This window comes from Nocardia sp. CA-107356 (genome assembly GCF_050946365.1).
Lineage (GTDB): Bacteria > Actinomycetota > Actinomycetes > Mycobacteriales > Mycobacteriaceae > Nocardia.
The window spans coordinates 324,225-341,960 of the sequence record NZ_CP191992.1 but is presented as its reverse complement, the minus strand read 5'-3'; the positions used below and the strand labels follow the sequence as shown (position 1 = coordinate 341,960).

Below are 17,736 nucleotides of genomic sequence, written 5' to 3'. Positions count from 1 at the left end.
TCGAGTGCGGGGCCGAATGCGTTTCGGGACTGCCCCTGGTGACGCGGATGCGCGAGGAGTAGGGCTGGACAAGATCGTGCTCGATATCGATGTGGAAGGGGCCGAGTTGCACGAACTCCGGGGGCAGCCGGTGCCCGATGCGGGGCGGCAGCCGGTGCGGGGCGGCTGAGCTTCGAATTCACCGCGCTTCCACTGGAATTCGGACCGGTGTCGGAATTCCAGTGGGGGCGTATCTATTTCATCACTGGCTCGGCTGCGGCAGATTACATTCGGCAACCTTTGGGTTAACCCCCATATAGTTGAGTGGACCGGCCAGCGCCGTCACCGCGATGGTGCCGTAGCCAGCACAGTCGATCGGGCCACTGTCGAAGTTGTGACGCTGCCCCGCGGCGACCATGCCGGTCACCAGCCAGGCCATCAGCAGTAATCCTATGAGTCGCGCACCGGCGGGGTGCGCGGGTCTGCGTTCGGTTGCACGCTCGCGCATCGTCATCGCTTCCTTTCGCACTCGCGTACCAGAGGGGATACCCGGATGCTGGGAGATAACTCAAACCAGGCGCTACCGGCTCGACCGCTAGGGGCTCGGCTGCGGCACGTTGCAGTCGGCGATCTTCGGATTCACGCCCATATAGTTGAGCGGACCAGCGAGAACGGTGAGGGCGATGGTGCCGAATCCGGCGCAATTGATCGGGCCGCTGTCGAAATAGTTGCGCTGTCCAGCCGCGATAACGCCGACGACCAACCAGATCACGATCAGCACGGTGCCAAGTTTCATCAAGGGCTCGCTCATATGTCTCCCGCGGAGCATGCTCGCACGGTTGGTTATGCGCCGAATTATCGCATCGCACCCGACCCGCACTCAGTCATTCGGCACATACCCGCGTGCGGACGGGCGCGCCCTACCGCACGGCATGTCGCCGCCCGGCAGAGCACGCCCCGAGCATCCGAGGTCGGCCAGATCCCCGGCGCTCAGCCGTGGTGGTTACGGACTAGGTTGCGGCACATTGCAATCCGCGATCTTCGGATTCACACCCATATAGTTGAGCGGACCGGCCAGCGTGGTCACCGCGATCGTGCCGAATCCGGCGCAATTGATCGGACCGCTGTCGAAATAGTGCCGCTGGCCCGCGGCGACCACCCCGATCACCAGCCAGATCAGGACCAGCAGACTGCCAAATCGGAAATAGGGCTCGTTCATATGACTCTCACGCATCAAATCCCGCGCGGCTGGTCACGCGACACATCTTCGCATCGCGTCCCCGCCGCACTCGCTTAGTCGGCGTATACCCGCTCCCGGCCCATCTACCCAGGAACTCCCGAGCTTGCGGAATCGTTTGTGCGACATGGCGGATTTGCTGGCATGGAGCATCCCCAGCTGGGTCCTGGCGCTGATGGCGGTCGCACTCTACGAGGCACTGACCCGAAAGCGCCGCAAACGCCGAACCCCGGTCTCCGGCACCTTCACCGACGAGTTCACCGCGATGTTCTACGGCACCAAACGCATGGAACTCGACCACCGAGATTCGGTATCGATGCTGCGTGACGAACAGAACCAGGGCGCTCCGCCACAGGTCGGCGTGGACCTGGACCGCCAAACCGCCGTCCTGCGGCGGAACGATCCCGAGGAGTGACCCAAACGAATTCGAGCGGCCGTGTTCCGTTATCGGACAACTGTTTTCGGCGAAGATGCTTATCCGAGTGTGTTCGACAAGGCCGCCGACTCGCTCGAGTCGCTGGCCCGCAATCGCGCGCTGGTCGATGGCAACAAGCCATCGAAGAGATCGCCGCACGCCCGGCGAAGTTCGCCGGACCGGCACAACCGCATGAAAAAGGCTCTGACTTGGACTTACCAAGTCAGAGCCTGTGGCGGTGGCGGAGGGATTTGAACCCTCGGAGGGGGGTTACCCCTCACACGCTTTCGAGGCGTGCTCCTTAGGCCGCTCGGACACGCCACCGCCGACAACCATACCGGACGGGGGGCGGATCGCTAAATCGGCTGTAGGGGCGGTCGGAGCGGTGATCCAGGTGGGTGTTGGGAGCGGAAGGTGCGGCCATTGGGCGGCTGCTCAGCGTTGGGCACGGAAGAATTCGTCGAGCAGCGCTGCGCATTCGGCTTCCAGCACGCCGCCGCGCACTTCGGGGCGGTGATTGAGGCGGCGGTCGCGGACCACGTCCCAGAGGGAGCCGACGGCTCCGGTCTTCGGCTCCCAGGCACCGAACACCAAGCGGCCGACGCGGGCGAGTACCAAGGCGCCGGCGCACATGGTGCACGGCTCCAGCGTTACCGCGAGCGTGGTGTCTTCCAGGCGCCAACCGTCCCCGACGACCGCGGCGGCGCGGCGTAGGGCGAGGATCTCCGCGTGGGCGGTCGGGTCGCCGAGGGCTTCCCTGGCATTGGCCGCGCGAGCGAGTTCGCGTCCGGTGGCATCGAAGACGACGGCGCCGACCGGCACATCGCGATCGCCCGCATCGGCCGCCGCGGCGATCGCGGCACGGACCATATCGGTGTCGGAAAGTCCGTCGGCGAGCAGACCCACGTCAGCGGGGCAGCTTGTCCAGCACCGCCGAGAGTTCATTGGCGAAGCCGAGCCGCTGGGCGATCATGCCGAGCTGCTCATCCGGATACAGGTCGGTTTCGGCGAGGATCACGCTGAGCACCGGTTCGGGTAGGCCGAGATCGGCGAGGACACCGAGGTCGCCCTCCTCCCATGGCTCGATATCGTCGAGTTCGTCCGGGTCGATGTCGGGAATGTCGACATTGAGGGCCTCGAGTACGTCGGCGGCGATGTCGTAATCGATCGCGGCCGTCGCATCCGAGACCAGCATCCGGGTGCCGCTCGGCGCGGGCCGGAGGACGATGAAGAATTCGTCATCGATATCGAGCAATCCGAACACCGCACCGGAACTGCGTAATGCCTTGAGTTCTGTTTCCGCCGCGGACAAGTCGGTGAGCGCGGCCTGACTCAACGGACTACACCGCCATTGTCCTTCTTCGCGGACAACCGCCACTGCGAACCCATCCACGTCGTCGTAATCATCCGACGCAGCCTTGTTCGTGCCCGAGCGCTGTGCTGCCATGGCCGCAACGGTAGTCGGCTCGAGCCGAAATGTTGAAGTCGTATGCGAATCTGTTCCGATGACTCGTGACCAGAAAGCACCGGTGTGTGTCCTCGGGACGGGCTTGATCGGTGGATCGCTGCTACGCGCTGCCGTCGGCGCGGGCTATAACGCCTGGGGTTACAACAGGTCAGAAGGGGGTGCGCGGGCCGCGCGCAGTGACGGATTCGATGTCACGGGTGATCTGCTCGGGGTGCTGACGCGGGCCGCCGATACCGATGCGCTGATCGTCGTCTCGGTGCCGATGCCCGCGGTGGACCACATCCTCGCCGCGGTGGCGAGCTTCGCGCCGCGCTGTCCGCTCACCGATGTGGTGAGCGTCAAGGCGCCGGTGGCCGAGGCGGTGCACCGACATGGGCTCGCGGCCCGCTACGTCGGCGGCCATCCGATGGCCGGTACCTCCGAATCCGGTTGGGCGGCTACCGATCCCGGCCTGTTCCGAAATGCGGTGTGGGCGGTCGGGGTGGACGAGGGCACCCACCCCGAGCCGTGGCGCCAGGTGGTGCGGCTCGCGCTGGCCTGCGGCGCGGTGGTCACCCCGGTGGTCGCCGACGAGCACGATCGTGCGGTGGCCCGGATCTCGCATCTGCCGCATGTGCTGGCGGAGGCGCTGGCAGCGTCCGGTGCGGCGGGCGGCGACCTGGCACTCGGTCTGGCAGCTGGTTCGTTCCGCGACGGCACCCGCGTGGCCGCCACCGCCCCCGACCTGGTCCGCGCCATCTGCGAGCCCAATGCCGCAGCCCTGCTGGACGTGCTGGAGGAGACGCTCACCGTACTGAGCGCGGCACGCGACAGCCTGCGCGACGAGGGCACCCTGGTCGACCTCGTCGAAGCCGGGCACGACGGCCGCGAACGCTACGAAACCACGCAGCGCTGGGAAATCACCGACATCCACCCCGGCGACCACAACTGGCTGGCAGCTTTGCGCGACGCAGGCCAGCGTGGCGGAGTAATCACCGAGCTTGAGTGACCCGCCCCCGCGCTGCGCACGACTTCGCCTGCCGCGCATCAATGTGCCCGGCGAATGTGTGCGCGGCGCGTGAAAAGACTGCGCGGCAACGCACGGATGCCTTCGGACTCGGTGCTCAGATGCGTTCGGCGAGACCGGGATAGTCGAGGAGGAAGCCGTCGGCGTCGACTGTGACGGTGGCGCTGGAGACGGGGGAAAGGACGCTGATGCCGGTGGCGCCGCTGCTGTAGGTGAGGCTGGCTTCCTGGACCAGCAGGTCGGGGAGGCGGACGTAGACCACCGGGACCTGGATGTTGTCGACGGCGTTCTGCAGGGCGAAGCGGCGGATGGGGAGGGTGTTGAAGAACGGGCTGAGGACGACATCGACGTCGAGGGCGCCCCCGAAGGTGGAGCGGACGTGACTGCCGCCCGCATCGACGAGCCAGTAGTTCTCCTCATCCCTGGCGATCGAGGCCTGACGTTCCCCGGCGGCGGTGGTGCTGCGCAGGGACAGGCGCTTGGTGACGCCGTTCTCGTCGGTGACCAGGTCATAGGAGGCGCTGAACGCGGGATGGTCCGCGCACGCGCCGCCGATCATGCGACCGGCGGCGCGAATCCGGTTGCCATTGAGAGTCACGCGGACGGACTCCATCCGCGACGCGTTGTGCGCGCGCCACGTCAGGATCGCCGGCCACCGGGATGCCGCCGGATGGCTGTCGGGGCCGAGGGCTGGGTTCGTCACCTATCTACCGTAAGCGACGCAGCCGATGCGCCCGCATCACACCAGCGACTCGCGCCACGCCGCGTGCAGACTGGCGAACCGGCCGGTGCCCGCGATGAGCTCGCTCGGCGAGCCGTCCTCGACGATCCGGCCGGACTCCAGCACCAGGACCCGGTCGGCGATCGCGACGGTGGAGAGCCGGTGCGCGATGATCACCGCGGTGCGATCGTGCAGCACCGTTTCCAGTGCTCGCTGGATGAGCCGCTCACTGGGAATGTCCAGGCTCGAGGTTGCCTCGTCCAGCACGATCACCGCCGGATCGGCGAGGAACACCCTGGCGAACGCGACCAGCTGACGCTGGCCCGCCGACAATCGCCCGCCGCGCTTGCGCACGTCGGTGTCGAAACCCTCCGGCAGTGCGGTGACGAAGTCGTACAGGCCGACCGCGCGTGCCGCGGCGAACACCTCGGCATCGCTGGCATCCGGTCGTCCGAGCCGAATGTTGTCGGCCACCGACCCGGAGAACAAATACGACTCCTGCGTGACCATCACGACATTGCGCCGCAGATCCACATCCGAGAGACGACGCAGGTCGATGCCGTCCAAACTCACCGTGCCGCCGGAGGGGTCGTAGAACCGCGTCAGCAGCTTGGCCAGCGTGGACTTGCCCGCACCGGTCGCACCGACCAGCGCTATCACCTGCCCGGCCGGGATCTCCAGTGAGAACTCCGGTAACACCGGACGACGTGCCCTACCGCGCTCCCCGGCCTGCGGCGCAATGACTTCGAGATCGGCCACCGCCCCGTCACCCCGCGTTGCCCCGGCCACGCTCGACTCCACCGCATCAGGGCGCTGCGACACCTGACCAGTGCGTCCAGCGGAATCCAACACTTCGAGCACGGCTTCCGACGGCTCGGGTACCGGCGGGCCACCGGCAGGCGATCCGTAGCCGAACCACACGTGGTCCATCCCGACCGCGCCGGTTGCCTTGGCCAATGCGATCGGGTCCGTGGGTTCCTCGACCGAAGGCTCCTCCTCGAGGACGCCGGAGATCTTTTCCAGGGCGGCGGCCGCGGACTGGTAGGCGTTGAATACCTGGGCCAGTTCGTCGAGGGGGCCGTAGAACTCGTTGAGGTACAACAGGTATGCCGCGAGGACGCCGACGGCGAGGTTGCCCTCGATCACCTGCCAGGCGCCGACCACGATGACGATCACCGTGGTCAGATTGCCGAGCAGCCGGGTGAGTCCGGCGTAGTCGCCCATACCGCGCATGGCGGCGGTGGTCGCCTGGAAGTATTCGGCGTCCTCGGCGGCCAGTACGGATTCATTGCGGGCCTCGCGCCGGAAGGCCTGCACGGCGCGCATGCCGCCCATCGACTCGACGAATTGCACGACCACCTTCGCGATGGCGCCGCGAGTGCGCCGGTACCCGGCCCGCTGCCTGCGCTGCGCCCAGCGGGTGACCAGCGCCAACGGCACGAATCCGAGCAGCACGATGGCGGCGAGCGTCTGATCGAGGTAGACCAGCAGCACCGCGATGGTCAGTACCGAAAGGATGGCGCTCAGTGCCTGATTCAGCGCACTTTCCAGCAACTGCTGCAGCGTCTCGATATCTCCGGTCAGCCGAGCGACCACCTTGCCGGAGGTGTACTGCTCGTGGAAGGCGACGCTGAGCTGCTGCATATGCGCGAACAGCCGGACCCGCAGATCGAAAAGCACACTCTGGCTGAGCCTTCCGGAGATCCGCAGGAAGACGAAGGTGGTGCAGACGCCGAGCGCGATCGCACCCAGGTAGCCGGTGACGGTGAGCGCCAAGGGCACCCAGTTCCCCGCGACCCCCTCGGCGATACCGGTGTCGAGCCCGTGCGCGACGAATAGCGGCGCCGAGACCATCGCGGCGTTATCGAGCACGATCAGCACCATGGCCAGGATCGCGAGCTTGCGATACGGCCGGACCAGGCTCAGCAGTAACCGCCGGGATCGACCGGCGAGCACCAGATTTCCGGTCTCGGTCACCTCCTTGTCCTCATTGGCGATGCCGCGCCAGTCGGTGACCTCGTCGCGGTCGGCCGAATCGTCAGCGGGGACAGCGGTTTCGGCTGTGGTCATGATTCACCTCCCATCAGTTCGCGGTAGCGACTGCTGGTCTCGAGCAGTCGGTCGTGCGCGCCCTCCGCGACGATCCGGCCGTCCGCGAGCAGCGCCACCCGGTCGGCGAGTGCCGCGGTCGAAGGCCGGTGCGCCACCAGCAGAGTGGTGGCACCCGCCAGCACCGTGCGCAACCGTTCCTGCACGCGTTCCTCGGTCTCCACATCGAGTGCGGAGAGCGGGTCGTCGAGCACCATGATGCGAGTCCGCTCGTGCGTACCCTCGCGAGCGAGCACCGCGCGGGCCAGGGCCAGCCGCTGACGCTGACCACCGGACAGGCTCAGCCCCTGCTCGCCGATCCTGGTGTCCAGACCCCACGGCAGGTCCTGCACGAAATCGGTGGCCTGGGCGACATCGAGCGCCCGCCACACGTCGTCGTCGCTGGCCGCCGGATCGCCGAGCGCGACGTTCTCCCGCACACTCGCGGAGAAGAGCACCGGCTCCTCGAACGCCACCGAGACCAGCGAGCGCAGGTCGGCGACCCGCATGGACGCGATATCGATACCGTCGATGGTGATGGCGCCGTCGGTCACGTCGTAGAGCCGCGGAATCAGGTTGAGCAGCGCCGTCTTTCCACTGCCGGTCGCACCGACGAGCGCCACCATCTCGCCAGGGCGCACTTTCAGCGAAATATCATGCAGTACTTCACCTTTCGCTTCCGGGAAAGCGAAACGCACACCGTGCAGCGCCAATTCACCGACGATCCGCTCCGGCAGCGCCACCGGATCCGCGGGATCGGTGATATCGACCGGGGTGTCGATGATCTCCCAGAACCGGTCGGCGGCGGTGCGCGCGTCGTTCCACTCGGCGAGCAGGAACCCGGTCCAGATGATCGGCCATTGCAGGAAGGTCGCCAGGGTGATGGCCGCGACCAGGGTGCCGAGCGTCATCGTGTGCTGCGCGACGGCGTAGCCGCCGTAGCCGAGCGCGAAGGCGATGGCCAGTTGCGGCAGGCTCACCATCGCCGACCAGAGCGTGGCGTCCAGCCGCACCTTGAGCAGTTCGGTCTGTTGCAGCTCACGCGACTGCGCGGTGAACCGCCCGCCGAAGAACGCGCCGCGACCGAATGCCTTCAGCACCCGGATGCCCTGCGCCGACTCCTCGGCGGTGGTGGCCAGATCGCCGGACTGATCCTGTGACCGCCGCGAGGCCACCGCGTAGCGCCGCTCGAACCGCAAGCAGACATAGGTCAGCGGCAGCGCGACCAGCGCGAAGATCAGCCCGATCCGCCAGCTCAGCGCGAACAGCACCAGCAGACCGACCGGGATCACTATGCAGTGGATGATCAGGAACGGCCCCGCGAACGCGACGAACCGCTTCATGGTGCCCATATCGTCGATCGCGCGCGACAGCAGCTGGCCGGACTCCCAGGCGTCGTGGCGTCCGATCGACAGCGTCTGCAGCTTGCGGAAGATCTTGGCACGCATGGCGATCTCGAACTGGGCCGCCGGTCTCGCGATGAGCCACCGGCGTCCCCATACGCCGAACGCCTCCAGCAGACCGAGCAGCAGCACCATCAGCACCGGCACCACGACACCCGCGAAATCGCGCCGCTGGATCGGACCGTCGATGATCCGCGCGATGACCAGCGGGATCATGATCGCCGTCAAGGCGGCCGCCGCCGCGAGTGCGGTCGCGCCGAGCAGTGCGGCCCGATGCGGCCGCAGGTACGGCAGGAACCGGCGTAGCGATTGCAGGCGACCCGACGCCGCGGCGGCAGGTCGCTCGGGTCTGTCGACCTCGGTGTCGACCGACGGCGTATCGAGTGTGACGGACAAAGCTCCCCCTCGTAGTCCCGTGGTTTGGCTGGTGTCGCGAACGGATCTCGCGGCGATGTTCGCACCGGGGTCCGACATTCCAGCGTGGCATCGGTCCCGAAATCGGCCAACCGATTTTCCGCCACGCCCACAGCCAACAACCTCGAGCAACCTCGAGGTCAAGAAACCCCCGGCAACACCCCCGATCAGCACCCGGTCGCCCCACCCGCAGACGATATCGGCGCCCGGATCCCGGGCGCCGATATCCGTTATTCGATTGTACCGAGGGGAGTCACCGCCAGCCCACGCTCAGAGGGTCGCGTGCTCGTGCTCCGCCGGGGCATCCGGGAAGTCCTGCTGCCGATACCCCCCGCGCAACGTGCCCTCCAGATATGCGGCGCGGCAGGCCCGTCGGGCGATCTTGCCGCTGGAGGTGCGCGGAATCGAACCAGCCGGGACCAGCAATATGTCGCGCACGGTGACGCCGTGGCGCTGTGCGATGGCGCCGCGCACGATATCGGCGATCGGCTCCGGATCCAGTTTCGCCGCACCGGTGCCACGCTCGGCCACGATGACCAACTGCTCCGAGGTGTCATCGGCGTCGAAAGTGAGCCCCGAACGACTGCCCTGCTCGAAGACCAACGGGGGCAACTGATTCGCGGGCACCGAGAACGCCGCGATGAATCCGGGCCGCAGCGCGGTGCTGGATTCCTGGGCCGAGAACTCCAGATCCTGCGGATAGTGGTTGCGTCCGTCGACGATCACCAGATCCTTGACCCGGCCGGTGATATACAGCTCGCCATCGAGGTAGACGCCGAAATCGCCGGTGCGCATCCACTTCGCGTCCGGATCGGTGCCCTGTGCGTGACTGTCCTGCGGCAGTCGCCGCGTAAGCCTGTTGTGGAAGGTCGCCGCGGTCTCCTCCGGCCGACCCCAGTATCCGATGCCCATATTGTCGCCGTGCAACCAGATCTCGCCGACCTCGCCGTTACCGCGCTCGATACCGGTCTCCGGATCGACGATCACCGCCCACTGCGATAGCGCGACATAACCGCACGACACCTGCGCGATCGAATTCTCGGCGCCCTTGGGCACTTCGACCATGCGGCCCGCGTTGAGCTCACTGCGATCGGCATAGACGACCTTCGCCGCATCCTCGGCCTTGGTCGCCGAGACGAACAGCGTCGCCTCGGCCATGCCGTAACAGGGCTTCAGCGCGGTCTCGGGCAGGCCGTACGGCGCGAACGCCTCGTTGAACTTCTGCATCGACGACACCGACACCGGCTCACTGCCGTTGATCAACCCGATCACATTCGAAAGGTCGAGTTCCTCACCGGCTTTCGGTTTACCACGGGCCGCGGCATGCTCGTACGCGAAATTCGGTGCGGCGGCGAAGGTTCCGGCACCGTCGGAGGCGGCGGCCAGTTCCTTGATCCAGCGGTAGGGCCGTCGCACGAACGCACTCGGCGACATGATCGTGATGAAGCCACCGCCGACGGTCGGCAGGATCACCGACAGCAGACCCATATCGTGGAACAGCGGCAGCCAGGTGACGCCGCGTGAATTCTCTTGTACGCCAATGGCATCGATCATCTGCAGCAGATTGGTGCCGACCGCGCGGTGGGTGATCTCGACACCGGCCGGTGTCCGGGTGGACCCCGAGGTGTACTGCAGGTACGCGACACTATCGATATTGATCTCCGGCCGTACCCAGGTGGATCCGACGCTATCGGGAATGGCGTCCACCGCGATGATGCGCGGACGCTGTGCCGCCGGGAGGTGCCGGAAGAAGTTCCGCACACCCGCCGCGGCCGAGCCGACGGTCAGAATGGCCGATGGCGTGCAGTCGTTCAGCACCGCACGCAGGCGATCGGTATGGCCCTGCTCCTCCGGATCGAACAGCGGGACCGCGATATTGCCCGCGTAGACCGCCGCGAAGATCGAGACGACATAGTCCAGCCCCTGCGGGGCGAGGACGGCCACCCGATCGCCCGGCCGCGTGACCTGCTGCAGCCGAGCCGCGACGGCCCGCAGCCGTACGCCGAATTCGTGCCAGGTGAGCTCGACGTACTCGCCATCGCGTTCGCGCGAGTAGTCGATGTAGCGGTAGGCGAGGCCATCGCCGTTCTCCGCGCTGTGCTTGTCGACGAAGTCGATCAGTGTCTTGTCGTCACGGATCCTGATGTTGCCCTGATCGTCCAAATAGTCGTCGAAGGTCTCGTCGATCATCGCCTTATCCTTTTGCCATCGCAGGCACTCAGGCCGTGCGGTTACACCGAACACAGGTCGATAACGAAGCGTCGGGAAGGCTAGCAGGTGCGCCGACCCTACGTGCTCAGTAGCGCCCGAAGGCGATCGCCACGTTGTGTCCGCCGAAACCGAACGAGTTGTTGACGGCGTAATCGATCCGACCGGGTCGGGCCTGTCCCTTGACCACGTCGAGTTCGATCTCCGGGTCCTGATTGTCCAGATTCAGCGTCGGCGGCACGATGCTGTCACGCACCGTGAGCACCGTGAGCACCGATTCGAGGGCCCCGACCGCGCCGATCGAATGGCCGAGCGCGGATTTCGGCGCGTACACCGATGCGTGATCGCCGACGGCGGCATTGATGGCCTGCGCCTCGGCGGTATCGCCGATCGGGGTGGCGGTCGCATGCGCGTTGACATGGGTGACATCGCGTTTGGAGATTCCGGCCTTCTGCATGGCGCGTGTCATCGCACGCGCGGCACCCTTACCCTCCAGATCGGGTGCGACCAGATGGAAAGCGTCAGAGGTGATTCCGGCGCCCATCAACCGGGCGTGGATGGTCGCGCCGCGCGCCCTGGCATGCTCTTCGGTCTCGATGACCATCATCGCGCCCGCCTCGCCGAAGACGAATCCGTCGCGATCCTTGTCGAACGGTCGCGAGGCGGCCCTCGGATCCTCGTTGCGGGTGCTCATCGCACGCATCATGGTGAACGCCGCGATCGGCACCGCCTGGATGGAGCCCTCGACACCGCCGGTGACCACCATGTCGGCATCGCCCATGACGATCATCTGCCAGGCGTTGGCTATCGCCTCCGAACCCGACGAGCAGGCCGAGACCGGGGTGACTACGCCCGCCCGCGCACCGAGTTCCAAGCCGACGCAGGCGGCCGAACCGTTCGGCATGATGCGCTGCACCGTCAGCGGCGACACCTTGCGGTAGCCGCCGTTCTGCAGTCGGTCCCGCGCGTCGGTAATGAATTCGCCGCCGCCGAGTCCGGTGCCGATGGCGACGGCGAGCCGCTCCTTGTCCACCTCCGGACTGCCCGCATTGCGCCAGACCTCACGGGCCAGCACCACGGCCATCTGTTCGACGTAGGACAGTTGTTGCGTCTCCTGCCGGGTGAGATTTTCCGACGGCTTGACCTTCAGGTGTCCGCCGATGCGCACCGGTAGTTCGAACTGCTCGATGAAGCCGTCGTCGAGCACATCGATACCGCTCTCACCGTTGAGCAGTCCCTTCCACGTCGAGTCGACATCACCGGCGATCGAAGTGGTCGCCGCCAGACTGGTCACGACAATGTCGGGATAGTTCCCGTTCTTGGTAGACGGAATCTGCATTTCGCTCACTTTCCTGGCGTCACACTGTGGGATAAACCGGGAACTGCGCGTCGACGCTGGAGCGCCGGAGGGTCAGCAAGAGCGAGAGCTCGGAGAATGCCTGCTGCCGTCGAACGGTCGTGCACACGCGATTTCGACCGTGAGCATTTGTGGGCATCCGGTCGGATCGGGTGCATGACACACTACCGTGGCCGTCGCCGGTCGTCGCGAGGACTTCTCGAGTAACCTGCTCAGCGGATACGCAGCGCTGGTGGTTCCGAGCGATCCGCGAGCAATCATGAGAAGGGAAGACTGTGACGGGCGGGCGGATGGTCGGGCTGTTCGCCGGTATCGGCGGGCTGGAGCTCGGCCTCGGCAGCCACGGCTGGCATACCGAGTTGCTCTGCGAAATCGATCCCGGTGCGCAGGCGGTGCTCGCGGCGCGCTTTCCCGGAATCCCGTTGCACGCCGACATCACTCGGCTGCGCGCCCTGCCCGCCGGCACCGAACTGGTCGCCGCCGGATTTCCCTGCCAGGACCTTTCGCAGGCCGGGCGCACCGCTGGCATCACCGGAAAACGCTCCGGATTGGTGGACGAGGTGTTCCGCCTGGTGCGCCGACAGCGCGGGCCGCGCTGGCTGTTGATCGAGAACGTGCCGTTCATGCTGCAGTTGGGGCGCGGTGCGGCCATGCGGCATATCACCGAGGCGCTGGAGGAGCTCGGCTACACCTGGGCATACCGGGTGGTGGACGCGCGCGCGTTCGGGCTGCCACAGCGCCGCCAGCGGGTGCTGATGCTGGCCTCGCGCACCGAGGATCCGCGCCGGGTGCTGTTCGGCGACGATGCCGGATCGCTCGATCTCGGTGACCCGGAACAGGATCCGTGCGGCTTCTACTGGACCGAGGGGGTGCGCGGGCTCGGCTGGGCGGTGAACGCGATCCCGACGCTCAAGGGCGGTTCCGCTCTCGGCATCGCGAGTCCGCCCGCGGTGCGGTTGCCCTCGGGCGAGATCGTCACGCCGGGCATCGTCGACGGTGAGCGCTTACAGGGCTTCACCGCAGACTGGACCGAACCGGCGACCTCCGTGCCAGGGATTCGGCACGGACATCGGTGGAAGCTGATCGGTAATGCGGTGAGTGTGCGGATGGCGTCCTGGATCGGCTCCCGGCTGGCCGACCCGCTCGATCCGATTCCCGGCGACGAGCCGCTGCCGCCAGGACGGCCGTGGCCGGTCGCCGCGTGGGGCCGGGCGGGCGCCGCCTACCGGGTACCGGTCTCGACCTGGCCGGTGCACCAGCCGTACGAGGATCTGCACCACTTCCTCACCGACTCGCGGCTGCTCTCCGCCCGCGCGACCGCCGGATTCCTGCGTCGCACCGGAATGGGCAATCTACGGTTCCCGCCCGGATTTCTGACCGATGTGGAGAGTCATCTCGATCGGATGGGCGGCTGGGCGGCATGAGGTTCGGCTCGTCATGAACCCACCTCGGCGTCCACCGACCAACGCCGCGACGAGCGCGCGGATGGCCCGCCAGCGGCGCAGCGGAACCAAACCCGAGCTCGCGCTGCGGCGGGAATTGCACCGGCGCGGGTTGCGCTACTTCGTCGACCGCGCGCCGCTGCGCGGGCAGCGAAGGCGAGCGGATCTGGTATTTCCACGGCTGCGTGTCGCGGTCTATGTCGACGGGTGCTTCTGGCATCGCTGCCCGCAACACGCGACCGACCCGAAGAACAATTCGCAGTGGTGGGCGGATAAGTTACGCGGCAATGTGGCTCGTGACCGGGCCACCGATGCGGCACTGGTCGCCGCGGGCTGGCAGGTGATCCGGGTGTGGGAGCACGAGGACGCCGCCGCGGCCGCGGACCGGGTCCAGGCCGTACTGGCCGAGCGACGCTAGTGGCCGACCCTTTCGAGCGACCTGCAAGCAGTCGCTAGCCGACCTTTTCGAGCGACCTGCAAGCAGTCGCTAGCCGACCCTTTCGAGCGACCTGCGAGCAGTCGCTAGCCGACCCTTTCGAGCGACCTGCGAGCAGTCGCTAGCGGCGCTGCCGCACCCGAACCACCGACCGCGGGGCGTGCGCGGCCAGATAACCCGACACCGCCATTACCGTCAGCACCATCAACCCGGCGATGGCCGTTGCCAATCCGATCATGGGAACCTCCTTAGGTCTTGTCAGCATCGCGAACGGACCTGACAGAACCCTGTGCGCGGGTTGGTAATGAGGTGTGCGAAAGAGCTGTCGGTTAGGACACACTGACCTACTGTTGAACACCGGACCAGCGAGGAGGCGGAGAATGGTCCAGTGATTGATCGCCGGAGGATCGCCGAACGACACGTCCGGGTGGCCTGCGGGCTCATCGCCGCGGCGATCGCGATCGCCGGACTCTGCTATTCGTCCTGGCTGCTGGAATTCATACTGAAGATCGACGTCGATCCGGTGAACTCGTTCCTCAGTGAGCTCGATGCCGAGGGCAAGCCGCACCGCGCGGTATTCGCCACCGCCGACAAGATCGTCGGTGCGCTGCTGATGCCAGCGGCGATCGCCGGCCTGCTGTTATTTCCGCGCCGCAGATTCACCACCATCGGCTGGGTGGCGCTGTTCTGCTTCGGCGCCGCGACCATCGGCGACGTGCTGCTGCCGCTGCGCGATTGCACCCCGCAGAACAACACCGAATGCGGCGGCGGTGGCAGCGAACTGTTCCCGCAGTTACACCAACCGCACGCGCTGACCAGCACCATCGCGGTTACCGCGATCGCCGTCGCGACCTTCGCGTTCAGCGTGGCCGCCTTCCGCTATCACCGCTGGCGGATCCTGCGCGAGGCCGGCCTGGTGGTACTGGTGATCGGATCGGCGGCGACCGTGTGGATGTTGGTCGCCGACAACCTGACCGGCAATTACGCGCTCGGGATCGCCCAGCGGATCCAGGTCGGATCGATGTCGCTGTGGTTGATCACGTTGGCGGCGGCGGTGATCCTGGAAGGCCGCGAATGGATCGAAAGCGATTCCCGCTAGCCGACCTTGATCTCGACGGTGTGTGAGTTCACCTTCGCGGGCAGTTTGGTGGTGTCGACCTCGAGGATTTCGCCGGAGTCCTGCAGGCCGTTGGGCAGTGTCTTGGGCTTCAGGCCGAACGGCGGCTGGTCGCCCGTGCTGGCTGCGAGGCCGAAATCGCTGTCGTTGGCGATATAGAGGGTCTTACCGCCGTCCAGCGTGGCGACGCCTTCGATCTTGTCGTGGCCGTAGAACTTGCCGTCCGCGTTCAGGCCGGTGATCAGCGCGGTGAAGTCCAGGTTCGCGGTCTTCGCGACGGGGGTGATACCCGCCTTCCGCAATGCCGCGACGCCGTCATTCGTCGAGCCGGTGCCGACCAGCGTCTCCAGCGGCTTGCCATTGATCTGCAGGCCGCCGCGTTCCGGATCGTATTGCGCGCCCGCAACCTTCGACTCCGGACCGACGTCGGTAGCGCCGGAGATATCGATGGTCCACAGTTTCTTGTCGGCCTTCGGGGGCAGGTTGCCATCGCGTTCGTCGACCAGGAAGGTGGTAGCGCTGAGCGCGGTGATCTCGGAGTCGGCGACCTTGGTGCTCTTCGGATCCTGTAGCGGGAGTACGAATTCCTTGACCGCCTTGGTCTTCAGGTCGACGGTGACGATGCGGGTCATCGGCACCTCCTTGGCCGAACCGTCCAGGCCGGGGGTTTTCAGGGCGCTCTGCACCACGCCGACGAGGGTGCCGCCGTCGGGGGTGCTGGTCAGGCCCTCCATGCCCTGGTTCGGGGTGCGCAGCGAAAGTTCCTTGGGCAGGCCCGATCCCGGACCGAGGCGCTCGAGTTCGGTGCCCTTGGCGTCGAAATGCACCAGGAACGGGCCATACTCGTCGGAGACCCAGAAGGTGCCGTCCGGCAGTGCGACCAGCCCCTCGGGATCGAGGCCGTGGTCGGTGGGCGGCAAGATATTTCCGGCGAGGTCCTTGATGGTCTCGCCGGTGCTGGCCGCGACGTCGACCTGACCGTTGAACGGGGTGCCATTGGCGGTGCGCAACTCGATCGTGGACCGCAGCACCGCACGATTGCCGACCAGTTCGAACCGGCCGATCTTGGGCACGAAACCCGGTGTCGGCGAAAGCTTCTCGTTCTTGCCGGGACCATCCACATTGGGGCCGCGGTCGGTGAGGCCATAGAACGCGCCGGGCGCGCCGGGCACCGGCGTCCACGCGGAGCCATAGCCGCTCGCCTGCACAGTGGTTCCGCCGAATTCGCCGAGCGGCGGAATATCGGTGGTGTACAGGCGCACCGCGTCGGTGGTGCTGACCTTCACCTCATCCGTACCGGTGAAGCCCGCCTTCGGCTGGTAGACCAGCGCGCCGTCGAGGCGACGGGTCAGCGAGCCGTGTTCCGGATCGGCGATGGTTACGGCGGCGCGGCCACCCGTGGCGGCCAGCAGATCGTCCAGGGAGATCACCAGCGGCTGATCCTTGGCCACGGTGAAGTCGGCCTTGCCGCCCGCGGACGAGCAGCCTGCGGCCAGTACGCCGATACAGAGGACGGCGACGGCGGTGATACGGGGGTGCGCTTTCACCGTGTCTGCTTACCTCGTACATCCGACAAAAGCCCTACAGCCGAATGACCAGTTGATGTCATGCTGTCTGATCGTGTGAATATCGCGTCGGGTTCGGAGTTCGAGGATAACGTCGGCGAATAGGTATTTGTCCGACGGGGCGACGCGCGGATGGCTAGGGTCGGTCTGGTGACCAGCGACGCTCCGGAAACCACCGTTCAGCTCGACACCGTCGCCGCGGCGACGAGCCGTCTGCTCGACACCATTCGCGGGCTCGACGATGACATGACCGTGCCGTCGCTGCTGCCGGGCTGGACCCGAGGCCACCTGCTCGCCCATGTGGCGCGCAATGCCGACAGCCTGGTCAACCTGTTGCTGTGGGCGCGCACCGGAATCGAGACACCGCAGTACGCGAGCATGTTCATCAGGGACGCCGATATCGATGCGGGCGCGCCGCGGCCTCTCGCCGATCAGCTGACCGATAACGAGGCCGCCGCGAATCGCTGGCTCGGCCTGGCTCAGACCACTCCCGCGGAGGCCTGGGCGGCTACCGTCCGGACCAGGCAGGGCAGGCCGATTCCGGCAACCGAGGTCATTTGGATGCGGTTACAAGAGGTGGAGATCCACCATGTCGATCTGGCCGCCGATTACCAACCTACCGACTGGCCAGGCGATTTCGTCGCCAGGCTGCTCCCACGTGCGGCCGCGGATCTGACCAAAGCCATGGCCGCGGCAGCTGATCCGGCACCCGCGTTCGAAGTCCACACCACCGGTACCGATTTCACTGCCACCATTGGCACCGGGTCCCCCGATCACACGATCACCGGCTCCGCCGCCGGGGTGCTCGCCTGGCTCCTCGGGCGATCCGAAGGGGCGGATCTGAGTGGGGCGCTCCCCACCCTTCCCTCCTGGAAATGAG

At 66.6% G+C, this 17,736-nt stretch carries 18 protein-coding genes, 1 tRNA gene and 1 pseudogene; 8 read left to right on the top strand and 12 right to left on the bottom strand.

From position 1 onward, the window contains the following. The first annotated feature begins 16 nt into the window (after window positions 1-16). On the top strand, window positions 17-169 hold the full coding sequence (locus tag ACQP1G_RS01575; RefSeq protein WP_433197635.1) for a hypothetical protein: 153 nt from the start codon (window positions 17-19) through the stop codon (window positions 167-169). A gap of 72 nt (window positions 170-241) precedes the next feature. Here ACQP1G_RS01575 and ACQP1G_RS01570 read toward each other — a convergent pair whose 3' ends face one another. The 3 genes from ACQP1G_RS01570 to ACQP1G_RS01560 form a co-directional block, all read right to left on the bottom strand. Beyond that, window positions 242-493, bottom strand: coding sequence for a hypothetical protein (locus ACQP1G_RS01570; RefSeq protein WP_433197633.1), 252 nt, complete (start codon window positions 491-493; stop codon window positions 242-244). A gap of 81 nt (window positions 494-574) precedes the next feature. After that, window positions 575-775 carry a hypothetical protein gene (locus ACQP1G_RS01565; protein WP_433197631.1) on the bottom strand — a complete coding sequence of 67 codons (201 nt, stop codon included), beginning with the start codon at window positions 773-775 and terminating at the stop codon, window positions 575-577. A gap of 207 nt (window positions 776-982) precedes the next feature. Continuing rightward, complete coding sequence (locus ACQP1G_RS01560) at window positions 983-1,198, bottom strand: hypothetical protein (RefSeq protein ID WP_433197629.1); 216 nt, start codon at window positions 1,196-1,198, stop codon at window positions 983-985. Between the two features lie 145 nt (window positions 1,199-1,343). Here ACQP1G_RS01560 and ACQP1G_RS01555 point away from each other — a divergent pair, with 145 nt between their 5' ends. Next, window positions 1,344-1,631 carry a DUF6191 domain-containing protein gene (locus ACQP1G_RS01555; protein ID WP_433197627.1) on the top strand — a complete coding sequence of 96 codons (288 nt, stop codon included), beginning with the start codon at window positions 1,344-1,346 and terminating at the stop codon, window positions 1,629-1,631. Between the two features lie 15 nt (window positions 1,632-1,646). Further along, window positions 1,647-1,769 (top strand): annotated as a pseudogene (locus tag ACQP1G_RS01550) (type II toxin-antitoxin system death-on-curing family toxin); the annotation flags it as partial. Window positions 1,770-1,864: 95 nt separating this feature from the next. Here ACQP1G_RS01550 and ACQP1G_RS01545 read toward each other — a convergent pair. From ACQP1G_RS01545 to ACQP1G_RS01535, 3 genes are all read right to left on the bottom strand, one after another. Next, window positions 1,865-1,955, bottom strand: a tRNA-Ser gene (locus ACQP1G_RS01545). Window positions 1,956-2,066: 111 nt separating this feature from the next. Next, window positions 2,067-2,501 carry a nucleoside deaminase gene (locus tag ACQP1G_RS01540; protein WP_433209519.1) on the bottom strand — a complete coding sequence of 145 codons (435 nt, stop codon included), beginning with the start codon at window positions 2,499-2,501 and terminating at the stop codon, window positions 2,067-2,069. A gap of 37 nt (window positions 2,502-2,538) precedes the next feature. Further along, window positions 2,539-3,078, bottom strand: coding sequence for a tRNA adenosine deaminase-associated protein (locus ACQP1G_RS01535; protein WP_433197625.1), 540 nt, complete (start codon window positions 3,076-3,078; stop codon window positions 2,539-2,541). Between the two features lie 58 nt (window positions 3,079-3,136). Here ACQP1G_RS01535 and ACQP1G_RS01530 point away from each other — a divergent pair, with 58 nt between their 5' ends. Next, window positions 3,137-4,087 carry a prephenate dehydrogenase gene (locus ACQP1G_RS01530; RefSeq protein ID WP_433197623.1) on the top strand — a complete coding sequence of 317 codons (951 nt, stop codon included), beginning with the start codon at window positions 3,137-3,139 and terminating at the stop codon, window positions 4,085-4,087. Between the two features lie 115 nt (window positions 4,088-4,202). On the opposite strand, the gene ACQP1G_RS01525 is transcribed toward ACQP1G_RS01530, so the two are convergent. The 5 genes from ACQP1G_RS01525 to ACQP1G_RS01505 all read right to left on the bottom strand — a co-directional run bounded on the left by ACQP1G_RS01525 (window position 4,203) and on the right by ACQP1G_RS01505 (window position 12,278). Further along, the gene (locus ACQP1G_RS01525; protein WP_433197621.1) at window positions 4,203-4,808 is read right to left on the bottom strand and encodes a putative glycolipid-binding domain-containing protein; all 606 of its coding nucleotides are present in this window, start codon (window positions 4,806-4,808) and stop codon (window positions 4,203-4,205) included. A gap of 36 nt (window positions 4,809-4,844) precedes the next feature. Next, entirely contained in the window at window positions 4,845-6,896 is a 2,052-nt protein-coding gene (locus tag ACQP1G_RS01520; RefSeq protein WP_433197619.1) for an ABC transporter ATP-binding protein, read from the bottom strand. Next, the gene (locus ACQP1G_RS01515) at window positions 6,893-8,713 is read right to left on the bottom strand and encodes an ABC transporter ATP-binding protein (RefSeq protein ID WP_433197617.1); all 1,821 of its coding nucleotides are present in this window, start codon (window positions 8,711-8,713) and stop codon (window positions 6,893-6,895) included. The genes ACQP1G_RS01520 and ACQP1G_RS01515 overlap by 4 nt, the downstream gene beginning before the upstream one ends. A gap of 288 nt (window positions 8,714-9,001) precedes the next feature. Further along, on the bottom strand, window positions 9,002-10,921 hold the full coding sequence (fadD32, locus tag ACQP1G_RS01510) for a long-chain-fatty-acid--AMP ligase FadD32 (protein WP_433197615.1): 1,920 nt from the start codon (window positions 10,919-10,921) through the stop codon (window positions 9,002-9,004). A 106-nt stretch (window positions 10,922-11,027) separates the two neighbouring features. Beyond that, window positions 11,028-12,278 (bottom strand): KasA/KasB family beta-ketoacyl-ACP synthase, encoded by a 1,251-nt coding sequence (locus ACQP1G_RS01505; protein WP_433197613.1) that lies wholly within the window; start codon window positions 12,276-12,278, stop codon window positions 11,028-11,030. 308 nt (window positions 12,279-12,586) lie between these two features. Between ACQP1G_RS01505 and ACQP1G_RS01500 the strand changes: the two genes are divergently transcribed. From ACQP1G_RS01500 to ACQP1G_RS01490, 3 genes are all read left to right on the top strand, one after another. Next, window positions 12,587-13,720, top strand: coding sequence for a DNA cytosine methyltransferase (locus ACQP1G_RS01500; RefSeq protein WP_433209516.1), 1,134 nt, complete (start codon window positions 12,587-12,589; stop codon window positions 13,718-13,720). A 13-nt stretch (window positions 13,721-13,733) separates the two neighbouring features. Further along, a complete protein-coding gene (locus ACQP1G_RS01495) occupies window positions 13,734-14,156 on the top strand; it encodes a very short patch repair endonuclease (RefSeq protein ID WP_433197611.1) in 423 nt (140 codons plus the stop codon). Window positions 14,157-14,562: 406 nt separating this feature from the next. Beyond that, window positions 14,563-15,273: a DUF998 domain-containing protein gene (locus ACQP1G_RS01490; RefSeq protein ID WP_433197609.1), complete on the top strand. Its 711-nt coding sequence runs from the start codon at window positions 14,563-14,565 to the stop codon at window positions 15,271-15,273. Here the strand turns inward: ACQP1G_RS01490 and ACQP1G_RS01485 are convergent. Then, the gene (locus ACQP1G_RS01485; protein ID WP_433197607.1) at window positions 15,270-16,838 is read right to left on the bottom strand and encodes an esterase-like activity of phytase family protein; all 1,569 of its coding nucleotides are present in this window, start codon (window positions 16,836-16,838) and stop codon (window positions 15,270-15,272) included. The genes ACQP1G_RS01490 and ACQP1G_RS01485 overlap by 4 nt on opposite strands. A gap of 168 nt (window positions 16,839-17,006) precedes the next feature. Here ACQP1G_RS01485 and ACQP1G_RS01480 point away from each other — a divergent pair, with 168 nt between their 5' ends. Then, window positions 17,007-17,735: a maleylpyruvate isomerase family mycothiol-dependent enzyme gene (locus tag ACQP1G_RS01480; protein ID WP_433197606.1), complete on the top strand. Its 729-nt coding sequence runs from the start codon at window positions 17,007-17,009 to the stop codon at window positions 17,733-17,735. The last annotated feature ends 1 nt before the right edge of the window (window position 17,736 follow it).

Coding starts and splice junctions, on each gene's coding strand:
- ACQP1G_RS01520 (WP_433197619.1), bottom strand. CDS start 6,896: ATGACCACAGCCGAAACCGCTGTCCCCGCTGACGATTCGGCCGACCGC.
- ACQP1G_RS01500 (WP_433209516.1), top strand. CDS start 12,587: ATGGTCGGGCTGTTCGCCGGTATCGGCGGGCTGGAGCTCGGCCTCGGC.
- ACQP1G_RS01535 (WP_433197625.1), bottom strand. CDS start 3,078: ATGGCAGCACAGCGCTCGGGCACGAACAAGGCTGCGTCGGATGATTAC.
- ACQP1G_RS01560 (WP_433197629.1), bottom strand. CDS start 1,198: ATGAACGAGCCCTATTTCCGATTTGGCAGTCTGCTGGTCCTGATCTGG.
- ACQP1G_RS01530 (WP_433197623.1), top strand. CDS start 3,137: ATGACTCGTGACCAGAAAGCACCGGTGTGTGTCCTCGGGACGGGCTTG.
- ACQP1G_RS01540 (WP_433209519.1), bottom strand. CDS start 2,501: ATGGTCCGTGCCGCGATCGCCGCGGCGGCCGATGCGGGCGATCGCGAT.
- ACQP1G_RS01570 (WP_433197633.1), bottom strand. CDS start 493: ATGACGATGCGCGAGCGTGCAACCGAACGCAGACCCGCGCACCCCGCC.
- ACQP1G_RS01575 (WP_433197635.1), top strand. CDS start 17: ATGCGTTTCGGGACTGCCCCTGGTGACGCGGATGCGCGAGGAGTAGGG.
- ACQP1G_RS01505 (WP_433197613.1), bottom strand. CDS start 12,278: ATGCAGATTCCGTCTACCAAGAACGGGAACTATCCCGACATTGTCGTG.
- fadD32 (WP_433197615.1), bottom strand. CDS start 10,921: ATGATCGACGAGACCTTCGACGACTATTTGGACGATCAGGGCAACATC.
- ACQP1G_RS01565 (WP_433197631.1), bottom strand. CDS start 775: ATGAAACTTGGCACCGTGCTGATCGTGATCTGGTTGGTCGTCGGCGTT.
- ACQP1G_RS01555 (WP_433197627.1), top strand. CDS start 1,344: ATGGCGGATTTGCTGGCATGGAGCATCCCCAGCTGGGTCCTGGCGCTG.
- ACQP1G_RS01495 (WP_433197611.1), top strand. CDS start 13,734: ATGAACCCACCTCGGCGTCCACCGACCAACGCCGCGACGAGCGCGCGG.